The sequence below is a fragment of the Pseudomonas sp. GW821-FHT01A09 genome (genome assembly GCF_058986725.1).
In genome coordinates, this window is record NZ_JBYSWB010000017.1 from 63565 (window position 1) to 83029 (window position 19465).

General features: G+C 62.5%; 17 protein-coding genes. 7 read left to right on the forward strand and 10 right to left on the reverse strand.

The window, feature by feature from the left end; translation table 11 throughout:
* Positions 1 to 121: 121 nt before the first annotated feature.
* From AC3WJP_RS19120 to AC3WJP_RS19130, 3 genes are read right to left on the reverse strand one after another with little or no spacing between them, the layout of a single operon-like run.
* Positions 122 to 1450 carry a dihydrolipoamide acetyltransferase family protein gene (locus AC3WJP_RS19120; RefSeq protein WP_493722258.1) on the reverse strand — a complete coding sequence of 443 codons (1329 nt, stop codon included), beginning with the start codon at positions 1448 to 1450 and terminating at the stop codon, positions 122 to 124.
* Positions 1451 to 2512 carry an alpha-ketoacid dehydrogenase subunit beta gene (locus tag AC3WJP_RS19125; RefSeq protein ID WP_493722259.1) on the reverse strand — a complete coding sequence of 354 codons (1062 nt, stop codon included), beginning with the start codon at positions 2510 to 2512 and terminating at the stop codon, positions 1451 to 1453.
* Positions 2509 to 3780: a 3-methyl-2-oxobutanoate dehydrogenase (2-methylpropanoyl-transferring) subunit alpha gene (locus AC3WJP_RS19130; protein WP_493722260.1), complete on the reverse strand. Its 1272-nt coding sequence runs from the start codon at positions 3778 to 3780 to the stop codon at positions 2509 to 2511. The genes AC3WJP_RS19125 and AC3WJP_RS19130 overlap by 4 nt, the downstream gene beginning before the upstream one ends.
* A gap of 358 nt (positions 3781 to 4138) precedes the next feature.
* On the opposite strand from AC3WJP_RS19130, the gene AC3WJP_RS19135 reads away from it, so the two are divergent.
* Together AC3WJP_RS19135 and AC3WJP_RS19140 are read left to right on the forward strand one after the other, a co-directional pair.
* Positions 4139 to 4630: a DUF4946 domain-containing protein gene (locus AC3WJP_RS19135; protein ID WP_493722261.1), complete on the forward strand. Its 492-nt coding sequence runs from the start codon at positions 4139 to 4141 to the stop codon at positions 4628 to 4630.
* A 37-nt stretch (positions 4631 to 4667) separates the two neighbouring features.
* Positions 4668 to 5396 (forward strand): metallophosphoesterase, encoded by a 729-nt coding sequence (locus tag AC3WJP_RS19140; protein ID WP_493722262.1) that lies wholly within the window; start codon positions 4668 to 4670, stop codon positions 5394 to 5396.
* Between the two features lie 12 nt (positions 5397 to 5408).
* On the opposite strand, the gene AC3WJP_RS19145 is transcribed toward AC3WJP_RS19140, so the two are convergent.
* Positions 5409 to 6965, reverse strand: coding sequence for a sensor domain-containing diguanylate cyclase (locus tag AC3WJP_RS19145; RefSeq protein WP_493722263.1), 1557 nt, complete (start codon positions 6963 to 6965; stop codon positions 5409 to 5411).
* Positions 6966 to 7152: 187 nt separating this feature from the next.
* Between AC3WJP_RS19145 and pgm the strand changes: the two genes are divergently transcribed.
* On the forward strand, positions 7153 to 8793 hold the full coding sequence (pgm, locus tag AC3WJP_RS19150; protein WP_493722264.1) for a phosphoglucomutase (alpha-D-glucose-1,6-bisphosphate-dependent): 1641 nt from the start codon (positions 7153 to 7155) through the stop codon (positions 8791 to 8793).
* 167 nt (positions 8794 to 8960) lie between these two features.
* Here the strand turns inward: pgm and AC3WJP_RS19155 are convergent, their stop codons facing one another.
* Positions 8961 to 9665, reverse strand: coding sequence for a pirin family protein (locus AC3WJP_RS19155; protein ID WP_493722265.1), 705 nt, complete (start codon positions 9663 to 9665; stop codon positions 8961 to 8963).
* Positions 9666 to 9866: 201 nt separating this feature from the next.
* Between AC3WJP_RS19155 and AC3WJP_RS19160 the strand changes: the two genes are divergently transcribed.
* Positions 9867 to 12464, forward strand: a complete 2598-nt coding sequence (locus AC3WJP_RS19160) for a UvrD-helicase domain-containing protein (RefSeq protein WP_493722266.1) — start codon at positions 9867 to 9869, stop codon at positions 12462 to 12464.
* Here the strand turns inward: AC3WJP_RS19160 and AC3WJP_RS19165 are convergent.
* The gene (locus tag AC3WJP_RS19165; RefSeq protein WP_493722267.1) at positions 12457 to 12717 is read right to left on the reverse strand and encodes a DUF1652 domain-containing protein; all 261 of its coding nucleotides are present in this window, start codon (positions 12715 to 12717) and stop codon (positions 12457 to 12459) included. The two genes, AC3WJP_RS19160 and AC3WJP_RS19165, sit on opposite strands and share 8 nt — an antisense overlap.
* Positions 12718 to 13100: 383 nt before the next feature.
* On the opposite strand from AC3WJP_RS19165, the gene AC3WJP_RS19170 reads away from it, so the two are divergent.
* Together AC3WJP_RS19170 and AC3WJP_RS19175 are read left to right on the forward strand one after the other, a co-directional pair.
* Positions 13101 to 14726, forward strand: a complete 1626-nt coding sequence (locus tag AC3WJP_RS19170) for a methyl-accepting chemotaxis protein (RefSeq protein WP_493722268.1) — start codon at positions 13101 to 13103, stop codon at positions 14724 to 14726.
* 115 nt (positions 14727 to 14841) lie between these two features.
* Positions 14842 to 15162, forward strand: coding sequence for a hypothetical protein (locus AC3WJP_RS19175; protein WP_493722269.1), 321 nt, complete (start codon positions 14842 to 14844; stop codon positions 15160 to 15162).
* 134 nt (positions 15163 to 15296) lie between these two features.
* On the opposite strand, the gene csrA is transcribed toward AC3WJP_RS19175, so the two are convergent.
* From csrA to AC3WJP_RS19190, 3 genes are all read right to left on the reverse strand, one after another.
* Entirely contained in the window at positions 15297 to 15488 is a 192-nt protein-coding gene (csrA, locus tag AC3WJP_RS19180; protein WP_493722270.1) for a carbon storage regulator CsrA, read from the reverse strand.
* Positions 15489 to 15763: 275 nt separating this feature from the next.
* A complete protein-coding gene (locus tag AC3WJP_RS19185; RefSeq protein WP_493722271.1) occupies positions 15764 to 17620 on the reverse strand; it encodes a glycoside hydrolase family 15 protein in 1857 nt (618 codons plus the stop codon).
* On the reverse strand, positions 17613 to 18413 hold the full coding sequence (locus tag AC3WJP_RS19190) for a glucose 1-dehydrogenase (protein WP_493722272.1): 801 nt from the start codon (positions 18411 to 18413) through the stop codon (positions 17613 to 17615). The genes AC3WJP_RS19185 and AC3WJP_RS19190 overlap by 8 nt, the downstream gene beginning before the upstream one ends.
* Positions 18414 to 18556: 143 nt before the next feature.
* Here AC3WJP_RS19190 and AC3WJP_RS19195 point away from each other — a divergent pair, with 143 nt between their 5' ends.
* Positions 18557 to 18712: a hypothetical protein gene (locus tag AC3WJP_RS19195; protein ID WP_493722273.1), complete on the forward strand. Its 156-nt coding sequence runs from the start codon at positions 18557 to 18559 to the stop codon at positions 18710 to 18712.
* A gap of 74 nt (positions 18713 to 18786) precedes the next feature.
* Here the strand turns inward: AC3WJP_RS19195 and AC3WJP_RS19200 are convergent, their stop codons facing one another.
* The gene (locus tag AC3WJP_RS19200; RefSeq protein WP_493722274.1) at positions 18787 to 19458 is read right to left on the reverse strand and encodes a TIGR02466 family protein; all 672 of its coding nucleotides are present in this window, start codon (positions 19456 to 19458) and stop codon (positions 18787 to 18789) included.
* Between the last annotated feature and the right edge of the window lie 7 nt (positions 19459 to 19465).

The following is a 19465-nucleotide window of genomic DNA, read 5'->3' on the forward strand; positions in this document are numbered from 1 at the left end:
ACCTGCTGATCCTGTAGCGAGGGGGCTTGCCCCCGATACGGAATATCAGGCACATCTGCTGTGACTGACACTCCGTATCGGGGGCAAGCCCCCTCGCTACAGTTCTGCGCAGACAGGCCGATCAGTCGATGAACAGCAGCGACGGCTGCTCGAGCAAGCGCCTGACTGCCTGGATGAATTTCGCCGCGTCCATGCCGTCTACCACTCGATGATCGAAGGAACTGGACAGGTTCATCATCTTGCGAATCACGATCTGCCCGTCGATCACCACCGGCCGTTCGACGATGCGGTTGACCCCGACGATCGCCACTTCCGGAGTATTGACCACCGGTGTCGAGACAATCCCGCCCAAGGCTCCCAGGCTGCTGAGGGTCAGGGTCGAGCCGCTGAGTTCTTCGCGCGTTGCCTTGCCTCGGCGCGCGGCCTCGGCCAGGCGCTGAATCTCTTTGGCGTTGCTCCACAGGTCGTTGGCTTCGGCATGGCGCAGCACCGGCACCATCAGGCCGTTGTCACTCTGGGTCGCGACGCCCAGATGCACCGCGCCATGGCGGGTGATCACCTGGGCCTCGTCGTCATAGCGGGCATTGATCTGCGGAAACTCGCGTACCGCCACCACCAGCGCTCGTACCAGCAAGGGCAGCAATGTCAGGCGTCCGCGCTGCTCGCCCCAGCGTTGATTTAGTTCGATGCGCAGGGCCTCGACGGCGGTGACGTCGATTTCCTCGACATAGCTGAAGTGAGCGACGCGACGCTTGGCATCCTGCATGCGTGCGGCGATCTTGCGCCGCAGGCCGATGACCGGGATCTGCTGCTCGCTGTCTTGATGCACGGCAGAGACGGCTGGACGAGCCGTGCGTGGGGACTGCAATCTGGCATCGAGGTCAGCGTGCAGAATTTGCCCGCCTGGACCGCTGCCGTCGACGCTGTGCAGATCGATCCCCAGATCACTTGCGCGTTTACGCACTGCGGGTGCGGCCAACGCACGGCCGTTGCCTTGGTCATTTCCACCGCTATCGGTGGCAGCGGTTCGCGTGTTCACCGCGACCGATTGGTTATCCTCGATGTCGACCGGGGCAGGCCGGGTGTCCTGTGGGGTACAGGCCGGCGCAGTCGCGGGCATAGCCTGTGCCCCTCCAGCGTCCGGCTCCGTAGCGGCTGGCGACGCTTCGGGCACTTGCAGATCGGGCGCTTCTCGTTGCTCGGCCCCACCCTCTACCGCAATGCGGATCAGATCGCTGCCCACCGCCATGACATCCCCCGGGGCGCCGCCCAGGGAGATCACCGTGCCGCTGACCGGGCTGGGGATCTCGACCGTCGCCTTGTCGGTCATGACATCGGCCACCACCTGGTCTTCACTGACGCTGTCGCCGACCTTGACGAACCACTCCACCAGTTCGACCTGGGCAATGCCTTCGCCGATGTCCGGCATCTTGATGACGTGAGTACCCATTCAAACCTCCATGACGCGTTGCAGGGCCGCGCCAACACGGGTCGGGCCGGGGAAATAAGCCCATTCCTGGGCATGGGGGTAGGGGGTATCCCAGCCGGTCACCCGTTCGACCGGTGCTTCCAGCCACTGGAAGCAATGCTCCTGTACCAGTGCCACCAGTTCGGCACCGAGCCCGCAGGTTCGAGTCGCTTCGTGCACCACCACGCAACGGCCGGTCTTGCGCACCGAGTCGACGATGGCTTGCAGGTCCAGCGGCCACAGGCTGCGCAGGTCGATCACCTCGGCGTCGATGCCGGTCTCCTCGGCAGCGGCCACGGCGACATGCACCGTGGTGCCATAGGTCAGCACCGTGGCGGCCCGGCCGGGGCGGGCGATGGCCGCGCAATCCAGCGGCACCCGGTAATAACCTTCGGGCACCGCACTGGCCGGATGTTTGGACCACGGCATCACCGGCCGCTCGTGATGGCCGTCGAAGGGGCCGTTGTACAGGCGTTTGGGTTCGAGGAAGATCACCGGATCGTCGCACTCGATGGAGGCGATCAGCAGACCCTTGGCGTCATAGGGGTTGGACGGCATGACGGTGCGCAGGCCGCACACCTGCGTGAAGATGGCCTCCGGGCTCTGGCTGTGGGTCTGCCCGCCGTAGATACCGCCGCCACAGGGCATGCGCAGGGTCAGTGGCGCGCTGAACTGGCCGGCGGAGCGATGGCGCAGGCGCGCGGCCTCGGAGGTGATCTGGTCATAGGCGGGGTAGACGTAGTCGGCGAACTGGATCTCGACCACCGGCCGCAAACCGTAGGCGCCCATGCCTACCGCCGCGCCGACGATACCGCCCTCGGAGATCGGCGCATCGAATACCCGCGATTGGCCGTACTTGGCCTGCAGGCCTTCGGTGCAGCGGAACACGCCGCCGAAATAGCCGATGTCTTCACCGAAGGCGATGACGTTGTCGTCGCGCTCCAGCATTACGTCCATGGCCGAGCGGATCGCCTGGACCATGGTCATTACCGTGGTGGCACTGGCGTTGTGCAGCGCCGGTTGCAATTCGGTCTGACTGTTCATGCTGCGTTGCTCCCTTGACCATGGGCGCTGGCCAGGTCCTGCATCTGCTGGCGTTGCAGGCGCAAGTGCTCGGGCAGCTCGGAGTACACATCGTCGAAGATGCTGATATCGCTGGCCACGTGACCATCGTTGAGGGTGCCGTAGCGCTGCGCCTCCTTGAAGGTGGCGATGATCTCGGCGTCGATGTCGGCGACCGCAGCGCTGTGCTCGGCATCGCTCCAGGCGCCCAGCTCGATCAGATGCAGCTTGAGGCGGGCGATCGGGTCACCCAGGGGGAACAGGCTCCAGTCGTCGGCGGGGCGATATTTGGAAGGATCGTCGGAAGTCGAGTGCGGCCCCGCGCGATAGCTGACCCACTCGATCAGCGTCGGGCCGAGGTTGCGTCGCGCCCGTTCGGCGGCCCACTGGCTGACCGCGTACACGGCGAGGAAGTCGTTGCCGTCCACCCGCAAGGAAGCGATGCCGCTGCCCACGCCACGCCCGGCGAAGGTCGTCGCCTCACCGCCGGCGATGCCCTGGAAGCTGGAGATCGCCCATTGGTTGTTGACCACGTTGAGGATCACCGGGGCGCGGTACACGTGGGCAAAGGTCAAGCCGTTATAAAAGTCGGCCTCGGCCGTGGCGCCGTCGCCGATCCAGCCGGAGGCGATACGGGTGTCGCCCTTGATCGCCGAGGCCATGCCCCAGCCCACGGCTTGAATGAACTGCGTGCCCAGGTTGCCGGAAATGGTGAAGAAACCGGCTTCCTTGTGCGAGTACATGACAGGCAACTGACGGCCCTTGAGCGGATCGCGCTCGTTGGACAGCAACTGGCACATCAGTTCCAGCAGCGGTACCTTGCGGGCCATGAGAATGCCTTGCTGGCGGTAGGTGGGGAAACACATGTCGTCGTACTGCAAGGCCATGGCATGGGCGCAGCCGATGGCTTCCTCGCCCAGGCTCTGGATGTAGAACGACATCTTCTTCTGGCGCTGGGCGGTGACCATGCGGGTATCGAACAGCCGCGTGCGAATCATCGCCCGCAGCCCCTCGATCAGGGTTTCGGCGGGCAGTTGTGGTGCCCAGGGGCCTACTGCGCGGCCCTGTTCGTCGAGCACCCGCACCAGGCCCACGGCCAAGTCTTGAGTGTCGCGGGGTTCGACATCGATGGGCGGCTTGCGCGCACTGCCGGCGCCGGCCAGGTTGAGATAGGAAAAGTCGGTCTTGCAGCCTGGCCGACCGCTGGGTTCGGGGACATGCAGCCGCAGGGGCTCGTAGGGGGTATTCACGCTTCACAACCCTCGCTTTTGTGCTTTTTATGGGTGGGGTGCAACGGTGTGGCAGGCCCGATCGCTGCGGGCCGATGGCATCAGTTTACGACGGCCTCGGGAGAATAAATGTCCTTAATGGCCGGGTCGAAGAGGAACGAGCAGGCGTTTTATTCTGCGCCACGGGCGATAGGCGGATAAATTATCTGGTGGCGGTCAAGCGCTGTTTTCCGGCCGCCCATTGAAACCGGTCGGCAGGCTCTGCGAGACTGGGCGCTTCGATTTTCTCGCCAGCGAGTTGTGCACCTTGGCATTGTGTTCTGTTGTTTTGAAAGGAGGGCGGCCTCGTCGCGCGTTGAAATGCCTCCCTTGGATACTGGTGTTTTGCACCGCGCCGACCCTCGCCGATGACAGTTTGATCGTCTGGCCTCCCGGCTGGCAGGTCGAAAATCTGCCAGCGCCGGGCGCCGATCAGGCGCGACGCCAGCGCGCGGTCAAGGCCGACGGCAACGGCGATCCGGCCATGGTGGTGGAATTGACGCGCACGCCACTGGCGGCCGACCATCAGGTCAATCTGGCCGGCGTACTGCTGCAAATGCGCAAGGCGATGCAGGTCGATTTCTCCAAGGGTGGCTATCAAAGCGTCTGCAACAGCATCCATCCCGGTACACTGGGTAATCTGGCGGCCATGGAAACCACCTGCAAGGTGCTGCTCAACGGCGGCCACGTGATGACCCAGACCTTGGTGGCCGCCACGGCCCAAGGCAGCGCCTGGTCATTGTCCTATGCCGGATCGGCCCAGGGTTACAGCGATAACGAAACAGCGGTCAAGGGCATCCGCGATTCACTGATATTCAGCCCGCAACCATGATCAGTCGTTCATGCTTGCATTCCAGGAGAGCAACACCATGAGTCAGTTCGCCCATTTTTCGGCCAACGCCCACGGGCGTGATTTTGCCGTGGGCGATATCCACGGGCATTTCTATCGCCTGCAAGCCGCACTGGACCAACTGGGTTTCGATCCGGCCGTCGACCGCCTGTTCAGCGTCGGCGACCTGGTCGACCGCGGCCCCGACAGCTTCGATGCCCTCGACTGGCTGGAGAAGCCCTGGTTCTTCGCCGTGCAGGGCAATCATGAGGTCCTGACCTTGCAACTGATGGCCGGTCACTCGCGGCTCAACCTGATGGATTATCGGCACAGTGGCGGCGCCTGGTTCATCGACAGCCCGCAGGCTACCCGCGAGCGCTATGCCCAGCGTTTCCGGCGCTTGCCAGTGGCCATCGAGATCGAAACCGCCGACGGCCTGGTCGGTCTGGTGCATGCGGACTGTCCGTTCCCCAGCTGGACCACATTGCGCACTTACCTGCAAACCCATGAGCTGCAAGAAGGCTATGACCCGAATGCCGGCGGCGGCGTCGACGAGACCTTCCAGTGGTCGCGCTCGCGTCTCAAGCGTCGTGATTTCAGTGGGGTCAAGGACGTGCGTGCGGTGGTGGTCGGCCATACGCCCCTGCGCCGGGCACGGCAGTTGGGCAATGTCTTCCATATCGATACCGCAGGTTGGAGCGAAGGGTTTTTCACCTTCATCGAGCTGAGCACGCTGCGTATCCATGAGCAGCCGCTGCTGGGTTTTTAAGCGTACTGGGGCTCAAAACACTTGGGGGCGCACCCGGATCGGCTCATCGAGCGTCGGAAAGACCTGGTTGCGCCCGCCGTGCTTGGCAGCGTACAGCGCGACGTCAGCGGCGGCGATCAGCGCCTCGGGAGTCGGAATCGGGTGGGTGACGGTCCAGACATGCAGCCCGGCGCTGACCGTGACGATCCCGTGCTCACTGCCCGCATGCTTGATGCCCAGCGCGCGCACGGCTTCGACGATGCGCTGCGCCACACGCCAGGTGCCGGGGGCGTCGCTTTCGGGGAGCAGCACCAGCAACTCCTCGCCACCGTAGCGGGCGACCAGATCGCCGGCGCGCCCGACGCATCCCAGAATCGCGCGCCCGACGTCACGAATGCAGGCATCACCGGCAGGGTGGCCGTATAGATCGTTGAAACGCTTGAAGTGATCGATATCAAGCATGATCAGCCCCAGCGGGCGGCCGCTGCGGACGGTGCGGCCGATCTCCTGGGGCAGGGCCAGATCCAGCTGGCGGCGATTGGCCAGGCCTGTGAGGCCGTCCTGCATGGCCATCTGCTGCAGGCTGGCGTGGGCCAGCAGCAAGTCCGCCTCGGTGCTCTGGTTATGGCGAATCTGGCGCAGCAACAGGATGGCGAAGGCCCCCAGCACGGCGAACACCAGCGCTACCAGTACCGCCGAACGCAGCAGGTTGGCACGCCAGCCAGCGAAGATCGCCGACTCGGGCTGTGAGGTGTAGATCAGCAGCGGGTACACGCTGGAGGCTCGGTACGCGATCATGCGGGTCACGCCATCGATCAGCGACGGCAGCATCCGCGCACCCGTCGGGGCGTGCGGCAGCATCTGGCTGTAGATCACGCCTTTAGCAAGGCTGGTACCGATTATCTTCGGGTCATATGGACGGCGAATCAGGATAGTGCCGTCGCCCAGTGCCAGAACGATCGCGCCTTGCTCATCGAGATCGAAGCCGTCGTAGAACTTCTTGAAGTATTCGACCTTCAAGGTCGCCAGCACCACCCCGCCAAAAGAGCCGTCGGCGTTGTCCAGGCGCCGCGAGACGGGGATGATCAGTTCCCCCGTGGAACGGCTGACGATCACCGCGCCGATATGCAAGGCAGGGCCGGGATGGGTGCGGTGCCAGGTGAAATATTCGCGATCGGCATTATTGGCGTTAGGCGGGTCGACATCGTTCGAGGTCACCAGCCAGCGGCCGTCGGCGCCATAGATGAAGAGGCCGTGCAGTTGATCGAGGGCGGCGGTGGTCTGTTTGAGCACCCGATGCAGGCGTTCATGCTGCGCGCCCTTGACCCCATCGTTGTGAACCCGCTCGACCAGATCAGCCAATATCGTCTCGGCTTCCCCGACCGTGTCTTCGGCATGCTGGGTCAGTGAGCGCGATAGGTTCGACACCGTGACTTGCGCGGCGTCGAGCGCTTGCTGGCGCGCCGTCAGCGCTTCCCAGGCCACCAGCCCGAGCACCGAGCAGCCGACCAGAATGATCAGTGCCAGTGCCAGATGGCGCGCGGACTCGCTGGTGGGCGGTTCGGCAAGAGGAGAGGTGAGCTGGGACATCGCCGGCGCTTGTTGGCTGATAATCCTGTGATGATAGTGAAGGTCGCCGCCCTATGCTTGGCCAATGTCGCCTGGAGATGCAGGGCGCGGTGATCTTTTGACTCTTGAGGGATAGAACCCCTGCCGCAATGGTCGAACTGCCAGTAAACTGCCATTTCAGCCCTAGTTGCCCGTTCAGAGGTTTTGCATGAAGCTCAGTCCGTTTGCCGGAAAAACTGCACCCGCCGAGTTGCTGGTCGATATCCCGCGTCTGGTGACCGCTTATTACACCCAGCGCCCCGACCCCTCGGTCGCAACCCAGCGCGTGGCCTTCGGCACCTCCGGGCACCGCGGCAGTTCATTCGATGGCAGCTTCAACGAGGCCCATGTGTTGGCCATCAGCCAGGCGATCTGCCTGTATCGCCAGCAGAAGGGCATCAACGGCCCGTTGTTCGTAGGTATCGACACCCACGCCTTGTCGACCCCAGCGGGCGCCAGCGCTTTGGAAGTCTTCGCTGCCAACGGCGTCGAAACCATGATCGCCGCCAACGACGAATACACCCCGACCCCGGCGATCTCCCACGCCATCATTTGCTACAACCGCGGTCGCACCCAAGGCCTGGCGGATGGCGTAGTCATCACGCCATCGCACAACCCGCCACAGGCGGGTGGTTTCAAATACAACCCGCCCAATGGCGGTCCGGCTGACAGCGATGTCACCAAGTGGATCGAGAACAAGGCCAACGAGCTGCTCGCCGACGAGCTCAAGGGCGTCAAGCGTGTGCCCTACGAACAGGCGCTCAAGGCCTCCACCACTCATCGCCACGATTACCTGAACACTTATGTAGCCGATCTGATCAACGTCATCGACTTCGACGCGATTCGCTCGGCCAACCTGCGCCTGGGCGTCGATCCACTGGGCGGCGCCGGTGTGCGCTACTGGTCGGCGATCGCCGAGCATTACCGGCTGGACCTGACGGTGGTCAATACCGCTGTCGACCCGACCTTCCGCTTCATGTCCGTCGACTGGGACGGGCAGATTCGCATGGACCCATCCTCGCCGTACGCGATGCAAGGTCTGATCGGCCTCAAGGACCGTTTCGACGTGGCCTTTGCTTGCGACCCGGACCACGACCGGCACGGCATCGTGACCCCGAGCGGCGGCTTGCTGGCCCCCAACAATTACCTGGCAGTGGCCATCGACTACCTGTTCCAGAACCGTCCGCAGTGGCGCACTGACGCTGCCGTGGGCAAGACTGTGGTCAGCAGCGGCATGATCGACCGAGTCACCGCGCGGCTGGGCCGGCGCCTGTATGAAGTGCCGGTAGGCTTCAAGTATTTCGCCGACGGCCTGTTCGACGGCTCGCTGGGCTTCGGCGGCGAGGAGAGCGCCGGGGCATCGTTCCTGCGCCGCGATGGCAGCGTCTGGAGCACCGACAAGGACGGCTTGATTCCGTCACTGCTGGCCGCCGAGATGACCGCGCGCACCGGGCGCGATCCGAGTCAGGCGTACACTGCGCTGACCGAAGCGCTGGGCGAGCCGTTTTCGACTCGCGTCGAAGCCAAGGCCAATCCGCAGCAGAAGGCGCTGTTGAGCAAGTTGTCGCCCGAACAGGTCACCTCCACCGAACTGGCAGGCGAGAAGATCGAACAGGTCCTCAGCCGTGCGCCAGGCAACAATCAGGCAATCGGCGGGCTGAAGGTGATCACCGCGAACGGCTGGTTCGCAGCGCGGCCGTCGGGCACTGAAGACATCTACAAGATCTATGCGGAGAGCTTTGTCGACGAGGCGCACCTGCAGCGCCTGGTAAGCGAGGCACAAGTGCTGGTGGACAGCGCCATCGCCTGATTGCGCGCAGCGATGTAGCGAGGGGGCTTGCCCCCGATAGCAATGCGGGCGTTGCTCGCATCTATCGGGGGCAAGCCCCCTCGCTACATAAATCTGAAGCGGTTTCTGGGAATGACTTGTAAGGATCTGAAATTAATGAGGAAACCCCAGTTAATTAAAGTGCTTTCTCAGGCGACATCCACCAGCACCAGTTCACTGTCTTCCAGTGCGGTGACTGTCAGTACTGGCTCGTTATCAATTGCAACACCGTCTCGAGCTTTAGCCTGTAAGCCATTGATTTCTATGGATCCTGTCGCCGGTACCAGATAGGCTTTTCGGCCGCTTTCGAGCACGTACTGGGCTGTTTCCCCCGCCTTGAGCGTCGCTGCTACCAAACGTGCGTTAGCGCGGATGCGCAAGCTCACGTCGTCTTCGGCCTTGCCGCTGGCAAGGGTCACGAAGCCTTCACCGCGCTCGCCTTTCGGAAAGGGCCGCGCGCCCCAGGATGGCGCCGCGCCAAGCTGGTGGTCATCAGGGAAAATCCAGATCTGGAAAATCCGCGTTTCCACCGTTTCCAGGTTGTACTCACTGTGCTGCACGCCGGTGCCTGCACTCATTACCTGCACATCGCCGGCCTCGGTGCGACCTTTGTTGCCAAGGCTGTCCTGGTGGCTGATGGCGCCTTCACGCACGTAGGTGATGATTTCCATGTCGCGGTGCGGGTGCTGGGGGAAACCGGTGCCGGGGGCAATGATGTCGTCGTTCCATACCCGCAGATTGCCCCAGTGCACGCGTTTGGGGTCATGGTATTGGGCGAAGGAAAAGTGGTGATGGGCATTCAACCAGCCATGGTCGGCACCACCAAGGGATGCGAAAGGCCGTAATTCGAGCATGCTGGTCTCCGTAGAAGAAAAGGATCATGGATAGGAATTCTGTGCCAATAGTGCTCGATTAAAAAGCGCATAATTCGTGGGTGAAGCATCGGCTTAATCGATAGATAGCCGCCTCTTTACGTGATTTTCTGCTTGCGATTCGTCGCCTAATCGATTGATCGCAAAGCAATTGACTGGCCAAGCGCGGCTATAGCGGCGAAGATGTCGGCCTGCCGAAAACTAGCTGGAGTCCGCGTGCCGAGCCGTCCTTCCCGATTGTCCGTCGATCTGCTGCCACCCGCCGAATTGCCTTGGTTCAAGCGCCTTGCCGCGCGATTGCTGGGGCGCGGACTCAATCGCCTACAGGCGCAGCACCGTGATTCGTGGTTTCACGGCCACGCCGCCGGGCAGCGCGCCGGGCATGCCGACGGGCTGCGTGAGGGCTATGAGGAGGGTCATCTGGATGGTCTGCAGGAAGGCCGCCAGGTGCTGGTGATTCGTGATACCCGCCCGGCGGCGGGCGCGCCCGGTGTCGACGATGCGCTGTTCGACGATTGGCGCCTGGGATTGAGCGCCGAGCTCAAGAAGCGCATCAAGGCCGATGTCGCCGTGCGCCTGCCCAAGCATCAGCAACCCAGTGCGGCGCAATGGAAGATGATCTTCAGCGATACGCCGTCCACCTGCGTCATCGCCGGTGCCGGTGCCGGCAAATCGACCTCCTTGGTGCTGCGTATCGTGCTGCTGGTGCACTACCTCGGGTATGAGCTGGATGCGTTGACGGTAGTGACCTTCACCCGCGAATCGCGCAAGGATTTCATCGCCCGGCTAGTGACGGTGATGGGGCTGTGGGGGCGTGAGCTGAGCCCGCGCGAAGCGCAACGGCTGGTGCGCACCTTTCACTCGCGCATCCTGCCGATGGTGCGCAGCTTGCCGGGCTTCGCTCAACTGCAGGCTTTCGAAAACCTCGGCAACTCCGCTGTGACGCGGGGGCTTGCCGCCGATGACACGGCCCCGGGTGAACAGGGCCTGCTTGCAGGATTTTCGGGGGCAAGCCCCCTCGCTACAGAGGAGGCCGACAGCAACCCCTTCGATCTGCGCCTGAACGATACGCAACGCCAGCAGATGAACCTGTGCTACCGCGATCTGCTAGCCAGCGACGAGCGCTTTGCCGAATTGATCGATCTGATGCGCCGCGAGGCTCTGCAGCTCACCAGGCTGGAGCGCGATCACCCTGATGTGCAAAAGCGCGCCGCGGTGACCGAGCTTGCGTCAAAGCGCGACGAAGAGCTGTGCGACAGTATCGAGGACCTGTGGTTTCGCGCCGGGGCCTGGCCGATCCAGGGCATCGAGCCAGACCGCATGACGTTACAGATCAATGGCCATCCCTTTCACTGCCACGGGTTCATTCCTGCGCTGGATGCATGGGTGGTGCTGGGCTTCGATCCGGGCGAAAGCCAGCAGATCAAGCGCAATGGCGCCAAGTTGCCGGTCTGGGCCGAGTGGGTCATCAAGCGCACCTTGTTTCAAGCGTTCAGCCCCAAGCCGATCATCTGGCTGGAAAATTACGCCAGTGCCAGGCGCTTGATCCAGAGTCTGGCAGGTGACGCCGTGGCTGGCCCGGGCTTCGCCTACAAGGTCAATGGCGAGCTGGCGCCAGCGCCATTGCTGGATGCCTTCGTGGCCACCGCAGGGTTCATTGAAAACCTCGGCCTCGACGTGAGCGCCGCTGTCGCCGCCATGACCTTGCCCGGTGATGATCAGGACCGGCTGTTCTTCGAGGCTCTGAGCCGTTACTGGCGTGCCTTCGAGCAGCATCTGGAGGCCCAGGCACCGCCTGTCATGACCTACAACCGCATGTTCGCGCTGTTTGGCGAGAACAACCCGGAAAACCTGCGACTGATCAGTGATCCCTTGTTGCGCACGATGTCGCACCTGATGATCGACGAATTCCAGGACGTCTCGCCGCAGATCGTCTCCTGGCTGCGCGCCAGTCTGCGGGAAATCCGCCGACGCGGCGCGGACCTGCACCTGGGCCGCGCGGCGCAGCATTCTTCGCTGCTGGTGGTCGGAGATGACTGGCAGTCGATCTATGGCTGGCGCGGCAGCTCGCCGCGGTACTTCACCGATTTCGCCAAGACCTTCATCGCGCCCGCTACCACGCGGGTCATGCTCAGTGACAACTACCGCAGTCATCAGCACATCATCGACGCTGCCGAGCATCTGGTGAAATCGACACCGGCCATCGCTGGCAAAAAAGCCAGGTCGATGGGCAGCGAAGAGTCGGTCCTGGAGCCGGTGCGGGTTTATGAGCGCGACGATGAAGCCTTGGCGCAACGCTTGAGCGAGCATTACCGGCAGGGGGATTCGGTACTGGTGCTTTATCGAAAGTATTCGGATAAAGCGTTACTGAACAAGTACATAGACAGTATTGTTAATGAAGATTATAGAAAGCCATTCGCTCAGCGCAGGCTCAAGCAACTGACCTATCACAGTGCCAAGGGGCTGCAAGCGGATGTGGTGTTCATGGTCGGGGATTGCCAGCACGTGACCCGCTCACCCTACAAGAACAAGCTGTATCGGCTGGCCGGCCTGAGCGCTGCTGGCGAGGTCGAAGGCTACGACAAGGCCCAGCGCGACGAAGCACTGCGCCTGGCCTACGTAGGCGTGACCAGGGCGATCCGGCATTGCTATTGGTATGTGGACGCACCGGGCAAGGAGGGCGCGGCTGGCGCTGCCAAGGCCTCGGACCATGTCGATGACACCAGGCCCTTCTTCGAGGACAACCGCCCGCGCAGCGCCGCCACCAAGCCTGTCAGCTGACCGCGCACAGCGATAGTGGCGGTATGAACGCATCCAGTTCCGCCTCGACCGCTTCAATGATGAGCTCGACATCGGCGGCGTTCATGACGGTCGCGCAGGGGATGCCCGCAATCGCAATCAGGGTCTGGCCGCTGGCGCGATCGAACAATCGCGCAACCATACTGCTGGGGGCATCCATGCTGGCCTCGAAGCCCAGAGGGTGAAAATGCCAACGCATGACCTGGCATGCATTGGGGAACGTCATCTTGTTCATGTGCCTGCCCCTAATGCTTCGTGCAGCGATCCGTTGCTGCTCCCAAGGAAGGACCCAGCCGCAGCTGGAATTGATGTGCAGGGATAAAAATAGCACCCGCTGATGACAATAAAACTAATTTTTTCCTGTGGCCGGAACTTTATCCGGCTTTATTGACGTGCATCACGGGCCGTCCGACAAATGGGCAGATATATTAATTTGCCATCATCGTTTGACCCTTATAGAACGAACTGAACGGTTAAATAATTAGCTCTCAAGTATTTCTGTCAGCGAGCTAAAGTTCGGGCGAAGTGGCCGATAGACATTATGAGGGCATCCGCGTCCTCCTAAGGACGAAAACAACAAAGCAGCGGACGCCGCACGCCCTTACGAGAGATATCGACATGTCGCTACGCCGCCTCAATATCGCCCCTCGCGCGTTTCTCGGATTCGCCTTCATCGCCCTGCTGGTCGTGGGCCTGGGCTGGTTTGCCACCACCCGGATCAACCTTATCCGCGATGCTTCGCTGGATATGGAAACCAACCAGATCCCCAGCATCACTTACCTGGGCGACCTGTCGGAAAACACCCTGCGATTGCGCATCCTGTCGTTCCGTATCCTGACCAACCGCGAGCCCGCGGCCTTGAGCGAGGCCCAAACCCGTACGGCATTCTTGATCGATAAAGTTAAAGCAGCGCAGCGCAACTACGCGGCGTTGGATATCGGTGACGAAGAATCGGCGGTATTTAAAAAATTCAACACGACACTCGATAACTATCTGAGCGCTAACGCTTTGATGATGAGTCTGTCAGGGCAGAACAAGCTTGAAGAGATGCGCACGTTGATCAATACCCGCATCAACGAGGGCACCGATCAGATGGGCGATCAGATTCGCGAGCTGATCGCTATCAATCAACGCGAGGCGAAAGAAAGCGGCGTGATTGCCGCTGAACAGTACCGCTTCGCCAATACCGGAGTGATCCTGTTCGCCATCGTCGCCTGCTTGCTCACCGTGCTGCTGGCCTGGCTGCTGACCCGCAGCATCATTCAGCCGCTGAACCTGGCGCTGGAGGCCGCACGCACCATCGCCAAGGGCAACCTGACAGTCGCCATCGATGCCCAGGGTAATGACGAGCCAGCACGCCTGCTGGCAGCGCTGGATGAAATGCAGGGCAGCCTGCGCCGTACCGTGTCGCAGATCGCCGGCTCGGCGACGCAGCTGGCTTCGGCGGCTGAAGAGCTGAGTGCGGTGACCGAGGAGTCCGCCCGGGGCGTGGCGCAGCAGAACGACGAAATCGAGCAGGCCGCCACGGCGGTCAATCAGATGACCGCCGCGGTAGAGGAGGTCGCGCGCAATGCCGTATCGACCTCCCAGGCTTCCGCGGACTCCACCCGATTCGCGGGCCAGGGCCGGGAGCGCGTGGTCGCCACGGTCAGCGCCATCCAGACCATGACCCAGGATGTGCTGCACACCTCGCAATTGATCGAAGGCCTGGCCGCCCAAGGGCGCGACATTGGCAAGGTCCTCGACGTGATCCGCGCCATTGCCGAACAGACCAACCTGCTGGCGCTCAACGCCGCCATCGAAGCGGCGCGCGCGGGCGAGGCCGGCCGTGGTTTCGCCGTGGTGGCGGATGAAGTGCGGGCCTTGGCCCACCGTACCCAGCAATCGACCCGCGAGATCGAGCAGATGGTGGCTGGCATCCAGAGCGGCACCGGCGATGCGGTGCATTCGATGGAGCAAAGCACAGCGCGCAGCCAGAGCACTTTGACCCTGGCCCGTGACGCTGACGGTGCATTGGTACAGATCGCCGAGTCGGTGGCGCTGATCAATGAGCGCAATCTGGTGATCGCCAGCGCTTCGGAAGAACAGGCCCAGGTCGCGCGCGAGGTGGATCGCAACCTGGTGAATATCCGTGACCTGGCCAATCAGACCGCGACCGGCGCTCAGCAGACCAGCACTGCCAGCCATGAACTGTCGCGCCTGGCCGTGGACCTCAATGCCCTGGTAGCGCGCTTCACCGTATGAGCCTCGCCAGGCGCCCGGCAGTCGCTGCCGGGCCTTCAATCTTGAACCTCCGGCCTTGCTGCCTGTCGTCTATAGAGAGAGTGGCAATAATCACGATTGTGATGGAGGTTTCACCATGAACAAAGCGACGGACTACGAAGACCATAAAAACGGCCCGCTCGAGGGGCAGGAACGCGTCCATGAAGAAACCCTGGCAAATCATTGCACCATCCGCGTCACTGTGACTCCTTTGGCGCATAACCCAAAACGCCCGCAATGGCAGGTGGTGGTACTTTCGCCGGAAGGCAAGGAGATCCACAACGAGACCTCCGTGGCCAAGGATGATCACTGGACGGTGCCGAAGTTGCTGGATTGGGGGATCGATCAGGCCAAGCGCGTGGCCGGTGGGCACCATGGTGCGCCGCTGGATGATCATCACCAGAAGACGCCGGTCTGATCACTGACTGGAAGTTCGCACTACCGCCATAACGCATCGAGGGGGCTTGCCCCCGATTGCGGTCTGTCAACCACCACCCGGTGACTGAAGACCCGCAATCGGGGGCAAGCCCCCTCGCTATAGAGCGGCCTGCCTTACTGGCCGTCTTTCTCCGGAGCAGGGCTACCGGCCTGAATTTTCTTGAAGATTTCTTCGCGATGCACCTGGACTTCCTTGGGTGCGTCGATGCCAATGCGCACCTGCATGCCTTTGACCCCCAGGATAGTAACGGTGATGTCGTCGTTGATGATGATGCTTTCGCCTACCTTGCGGGTGAGAATCAGCATGAATGGCTCCTAAGTCCTTTACGCAAAAAAATGTGTCCGATGGTCGGTGTCTTCCGCTGCACCCCCCACTTAATGGACGCACGGATGAAGATTTAATTCCGTTACGGGAATCCTCGTCGACACGTCCTGAAGCGGATTACTGGCGAAATGGGAACGATCCCCAAAGGAAGTATGGCTGGCTTTATGCTAAACCGCCGGTTAACTGCGCACATGATATCTGCCGACGCGGCAGATGTCCTGCAACCTTTTGTTCATCTGGCAATAATTGCGCACAATTATGGTTGCCACAGGGTCCGTTCTCCACTCAGTTTGCGGTTCAGGAAGCTCGCCGCGCTGATCAGTGCCAGGTGGCTGAGTGCCTGGGGCGTGTTGCCCAGGTGCCTGCCGTGCTTGTCGAACTCCTCGGCGTAGAGCCCCAGCGGGCTGGCATAGCGCAACAGTTGTTCGAATTCCAGGTGAGCCTGCTCGACGCGCCCGGCGCGGGCTAGACACTCCACGTACCAGAACGAGCACGCGGTGAAGGCGCCTTCGCTGCCGTCCAGCCCATCGCCGTTCTGCTCGTCGGTGCGATAGCGATAGACCATGCCATCGCGCACCAGCGTGCGTTCTATTGCGTCCAGGGTGCTCAGCCAGCATGGATCGCTGGCACCGACGAAGCGCACCAGCGGCATCAGCAGCATCGAGCCGTCGAGCCGATCACTGCCGATGTACTGCACGAAATGGCCGCGCTCGGCGTTCCAGAAACTGCTCCAGATATCATCGTGGATCGCCTGCCGCTCCTTGTCCCAGCGGTCGAACGGGGCGGGCAGCGAACGCTTGAATGCCAGCCGCAGGGCCCGGTCCAGCGCCACCCAGCACATCAGCCGCGAGTGCAGAAAGTGCTGCGGCTCGCCGCGCATTTCCCAGATGCCCACGTCCTTCTCGCGCCAGCTCTCGCAGACCCGATCCACCAGCTGCGTCACGTGCCGCCAGCCTTCGTGGGAAATCGCGTCGCCGTACTTGTTGGCCAGGTACACGGCATCCAGCAACTCGCCGTAGATGTCCAGCTGCTTCTGCTCATGGGCGCCGTTGCCGATGCGCACGGGCTGGGCACCGCCAAAGCCGCGCAGATGATCGAGGTCGGCTTCCGGCAGCTCTTCGCGCCCATCCAGTCCGTAGACGATCCCCAGCTTGGCCTGTTCGCCACAGCTGTTGCTGACGCGGTCGTGAACCCAGCGCATATAGGCGTTGGCTTCCTGGTTGAAGCCCAGGCGCATGAAGGCGTACACGGTAAACGACGCGTCGCGGATCCAGGTGTAGCGGTAGTCCCAGTTGCGCGCGCCGCCGGGTTGCTCGGGCAAGCCGAAGGTGGCGGCGGCGATGATGCCGCCGTGCTTGCGCGAGGTCAGCAGCTTGAGGGCGAGCGCCGAGCGCATGACCATCTCGCGCCAGCGCCCCCGATAATGAGCGTTGCCGAGCCAGTCGCGCCAGTAGTCGAGCGTGGCGCGCAGGCAATGGTCGCTGCTGTCGGCGTACACCAGCGGGTCTTCGATACCGCCGAGGATGAACTCGGCGGTCTGCTCGTCACCGAGTTCGAAACGTGCCACGGCGCTGTTGCCGTCCAGTGCCAGTGCCTGGTCGGAACACAGCCGCAGGCTGGGTTGGCCTTCAGCGTGAAAACTCACGCTGGGCTTCTTGCAGTCGCTGTCCGCTTGGGCGCGGGTGTCGGCGCGGCTGTAGTCATGACGCACGCGGCAGCGCATCGACAGCGTCGCCTGGCCACTGACGACCTTGACCCGGCGTACCAGACGCGGCGTGTCGTCGACGTTATCCGGTATCGGCATGAAATCGGTGACTTCCACCACCGCTTGCTCGCTGATCCAGCGGGTTTGCAGGATGTTGCTGTCGGGAAGGTAGATCTGCAGCCGGCGGGCGTCCGGGAGTTCCGGGGCCAGCGCAAAGATGCCGGCGTCAGGGGTGTCGAGGAGGGCGGCGAACAGTGACGGGCTGTCGAAGTCCGGCCAGCAGCAAAAGTCGATGCATCCAGTATCGGCCACCAGGGCGGCGCTGCGCATGTTGCCGATCAGACCATGGGCTTCGATCGGGCGTTGTGCAGCGAGAGGGTCGAGGTCGTGCGCGCTGGACTCAGCCATTGTCACGGAACCCTGGGTAGAGGCTCATGCCACCGTCGATGAACAGCGTGGTGCCGTGCAGGTAGTCGGACAGATCGCTGGCCAGCCAGACCACCGCATTGGCGACATCCTCGACGTCACCTATGCGCCCATAGGGAATCAGCTCCAGTATCTTTTTCTCCGCGTCGCCCTTCATGGCCTCGGCGTTGATAGCGGTGCGGATCGCACCAGGGGCGATGGCATTGACGCGAATATGCTGTTGCCCGACTTCCTGGGCGATGCTGCGCATCAACAGGTCGATGGCGCCCTTGGACGCGGCGTAATTGGCATGACCGGCCCAGGGAATCAACTGGTGCACCGAACTCATGTGGATGATCTTGCCCGCCGCGCGGGAGACTTCGAGGCGCGGCCCCTGGCGTGCGAACTGGCGCAAGGCGGCGCGGGCGCAGAGGAACTGCCCGGTCAAGTTGACTTCGATTACCTTGTTCCAGTCGGCGAGGGTCATGTCGACGGTGGCGGCGTCACGCTGCAGGCCGGAGTTGGCCACCAGAATGTCGAGGGCGCCGAAGGTATCGAGAGTGGTGGCGAAGAGACGCTCGACGTCTTCTTCCTTGGACACATCGGCGCCGACGGCAACGGCGCGGCCGCCGTTGTCGCGGATGCTCTGCGCCAGCTTTTCGGCGGGCTCGGCGTGACTGTTGTAGTTGATCACCACGGCGGCACCGGCGTCCGCCAGCGCCTTGGCAGCGCCTGCGCCGAGGCCGGAGCTGGCGCCGGTGACGAGAGCAACCTGTTTTTCGAGGGATATTTGCATGGTCGAAGGCCTTGTCTGCAAGGATCTTGAGGGGTCTCCTTAACCTGACTGGCGCGGGGGTGTATCGGTTCAGGAAAATTACATGGCACCTTTTTCAGGATCGGCGTGCCTAAGAAAGGTACGTCCTTATTGAGGAATGCCTGATGTCACAGTCCGATAAAGAATCCAGGTCAAAACGTGAAGACCTGGCAAGCGAGCCCGCCAATGCCGGCAAGGTGGGCGAGAAGAACAAGCAGATGAACGAGAAGGGCGAGGCCGAACGACCTGGCACGCCGCCGGACCCCAAAAAACCACTGTAGCGAGGGGGCTTGCTCCCGATCAAGCCAACGCTTATTTATCGCCGATAGAGGGTAATCGGGGGCAAGCCCCCTCGCTACAGGCCGAAGTTGAACGCAATCGAAATCCGCGCCCGATCCCCACGATGGGGCTTGACCGAGTGCAGCAGCCACGACGGAAACATCACCAGCGTCCCGGCTGTGGGCGCCATCTTGCTCATGAAACCCGCCGTCAGGCAGCCCTCGATGCGCATGCGCAGTGCCGGGTAGAGCATGGTCGGCATCACGCCGCGCGGGTCGACGAATTCCAGTTCTCCGCCCAGGGAGGCGTCTTCACTGCGCCCGCCATCGTCAACCCAATACACCGCCGACCAATACGCCCCCGGGTGCCCGTGCACGCCATTGCCGTGGCCTGAGCGATTGATGTTGGCCCACGCCGCGCAAGTCCAGGTCAGCTTGGCCTCGATCAGGCCATGTTCCGGCGAGTTGACCGCCGACAATTGATTCGCCAGCTCCTGAGCGAATGCCAGCAGCTCGGCGCCGGCGGCACCCGACCATTGGCCGAAATCATCAGTGGACTGCCAGCCGCCTTCGTTGCTGTGGTCGGTGCTCAGGTGCGTAGCCTCCCGGGCCAGGATGGTCTCGCGCAACTCGGCGTTGAGACGCTGAAAGTCGGGATGCTGCAGGCTGGCGACCGGTGTGGCGAAGAGTTTGTTGATCTTGATCTGCCCGGCGTCGACGCCGAAGGGGGGAGGTGCAGGCTCAGACATGACGATA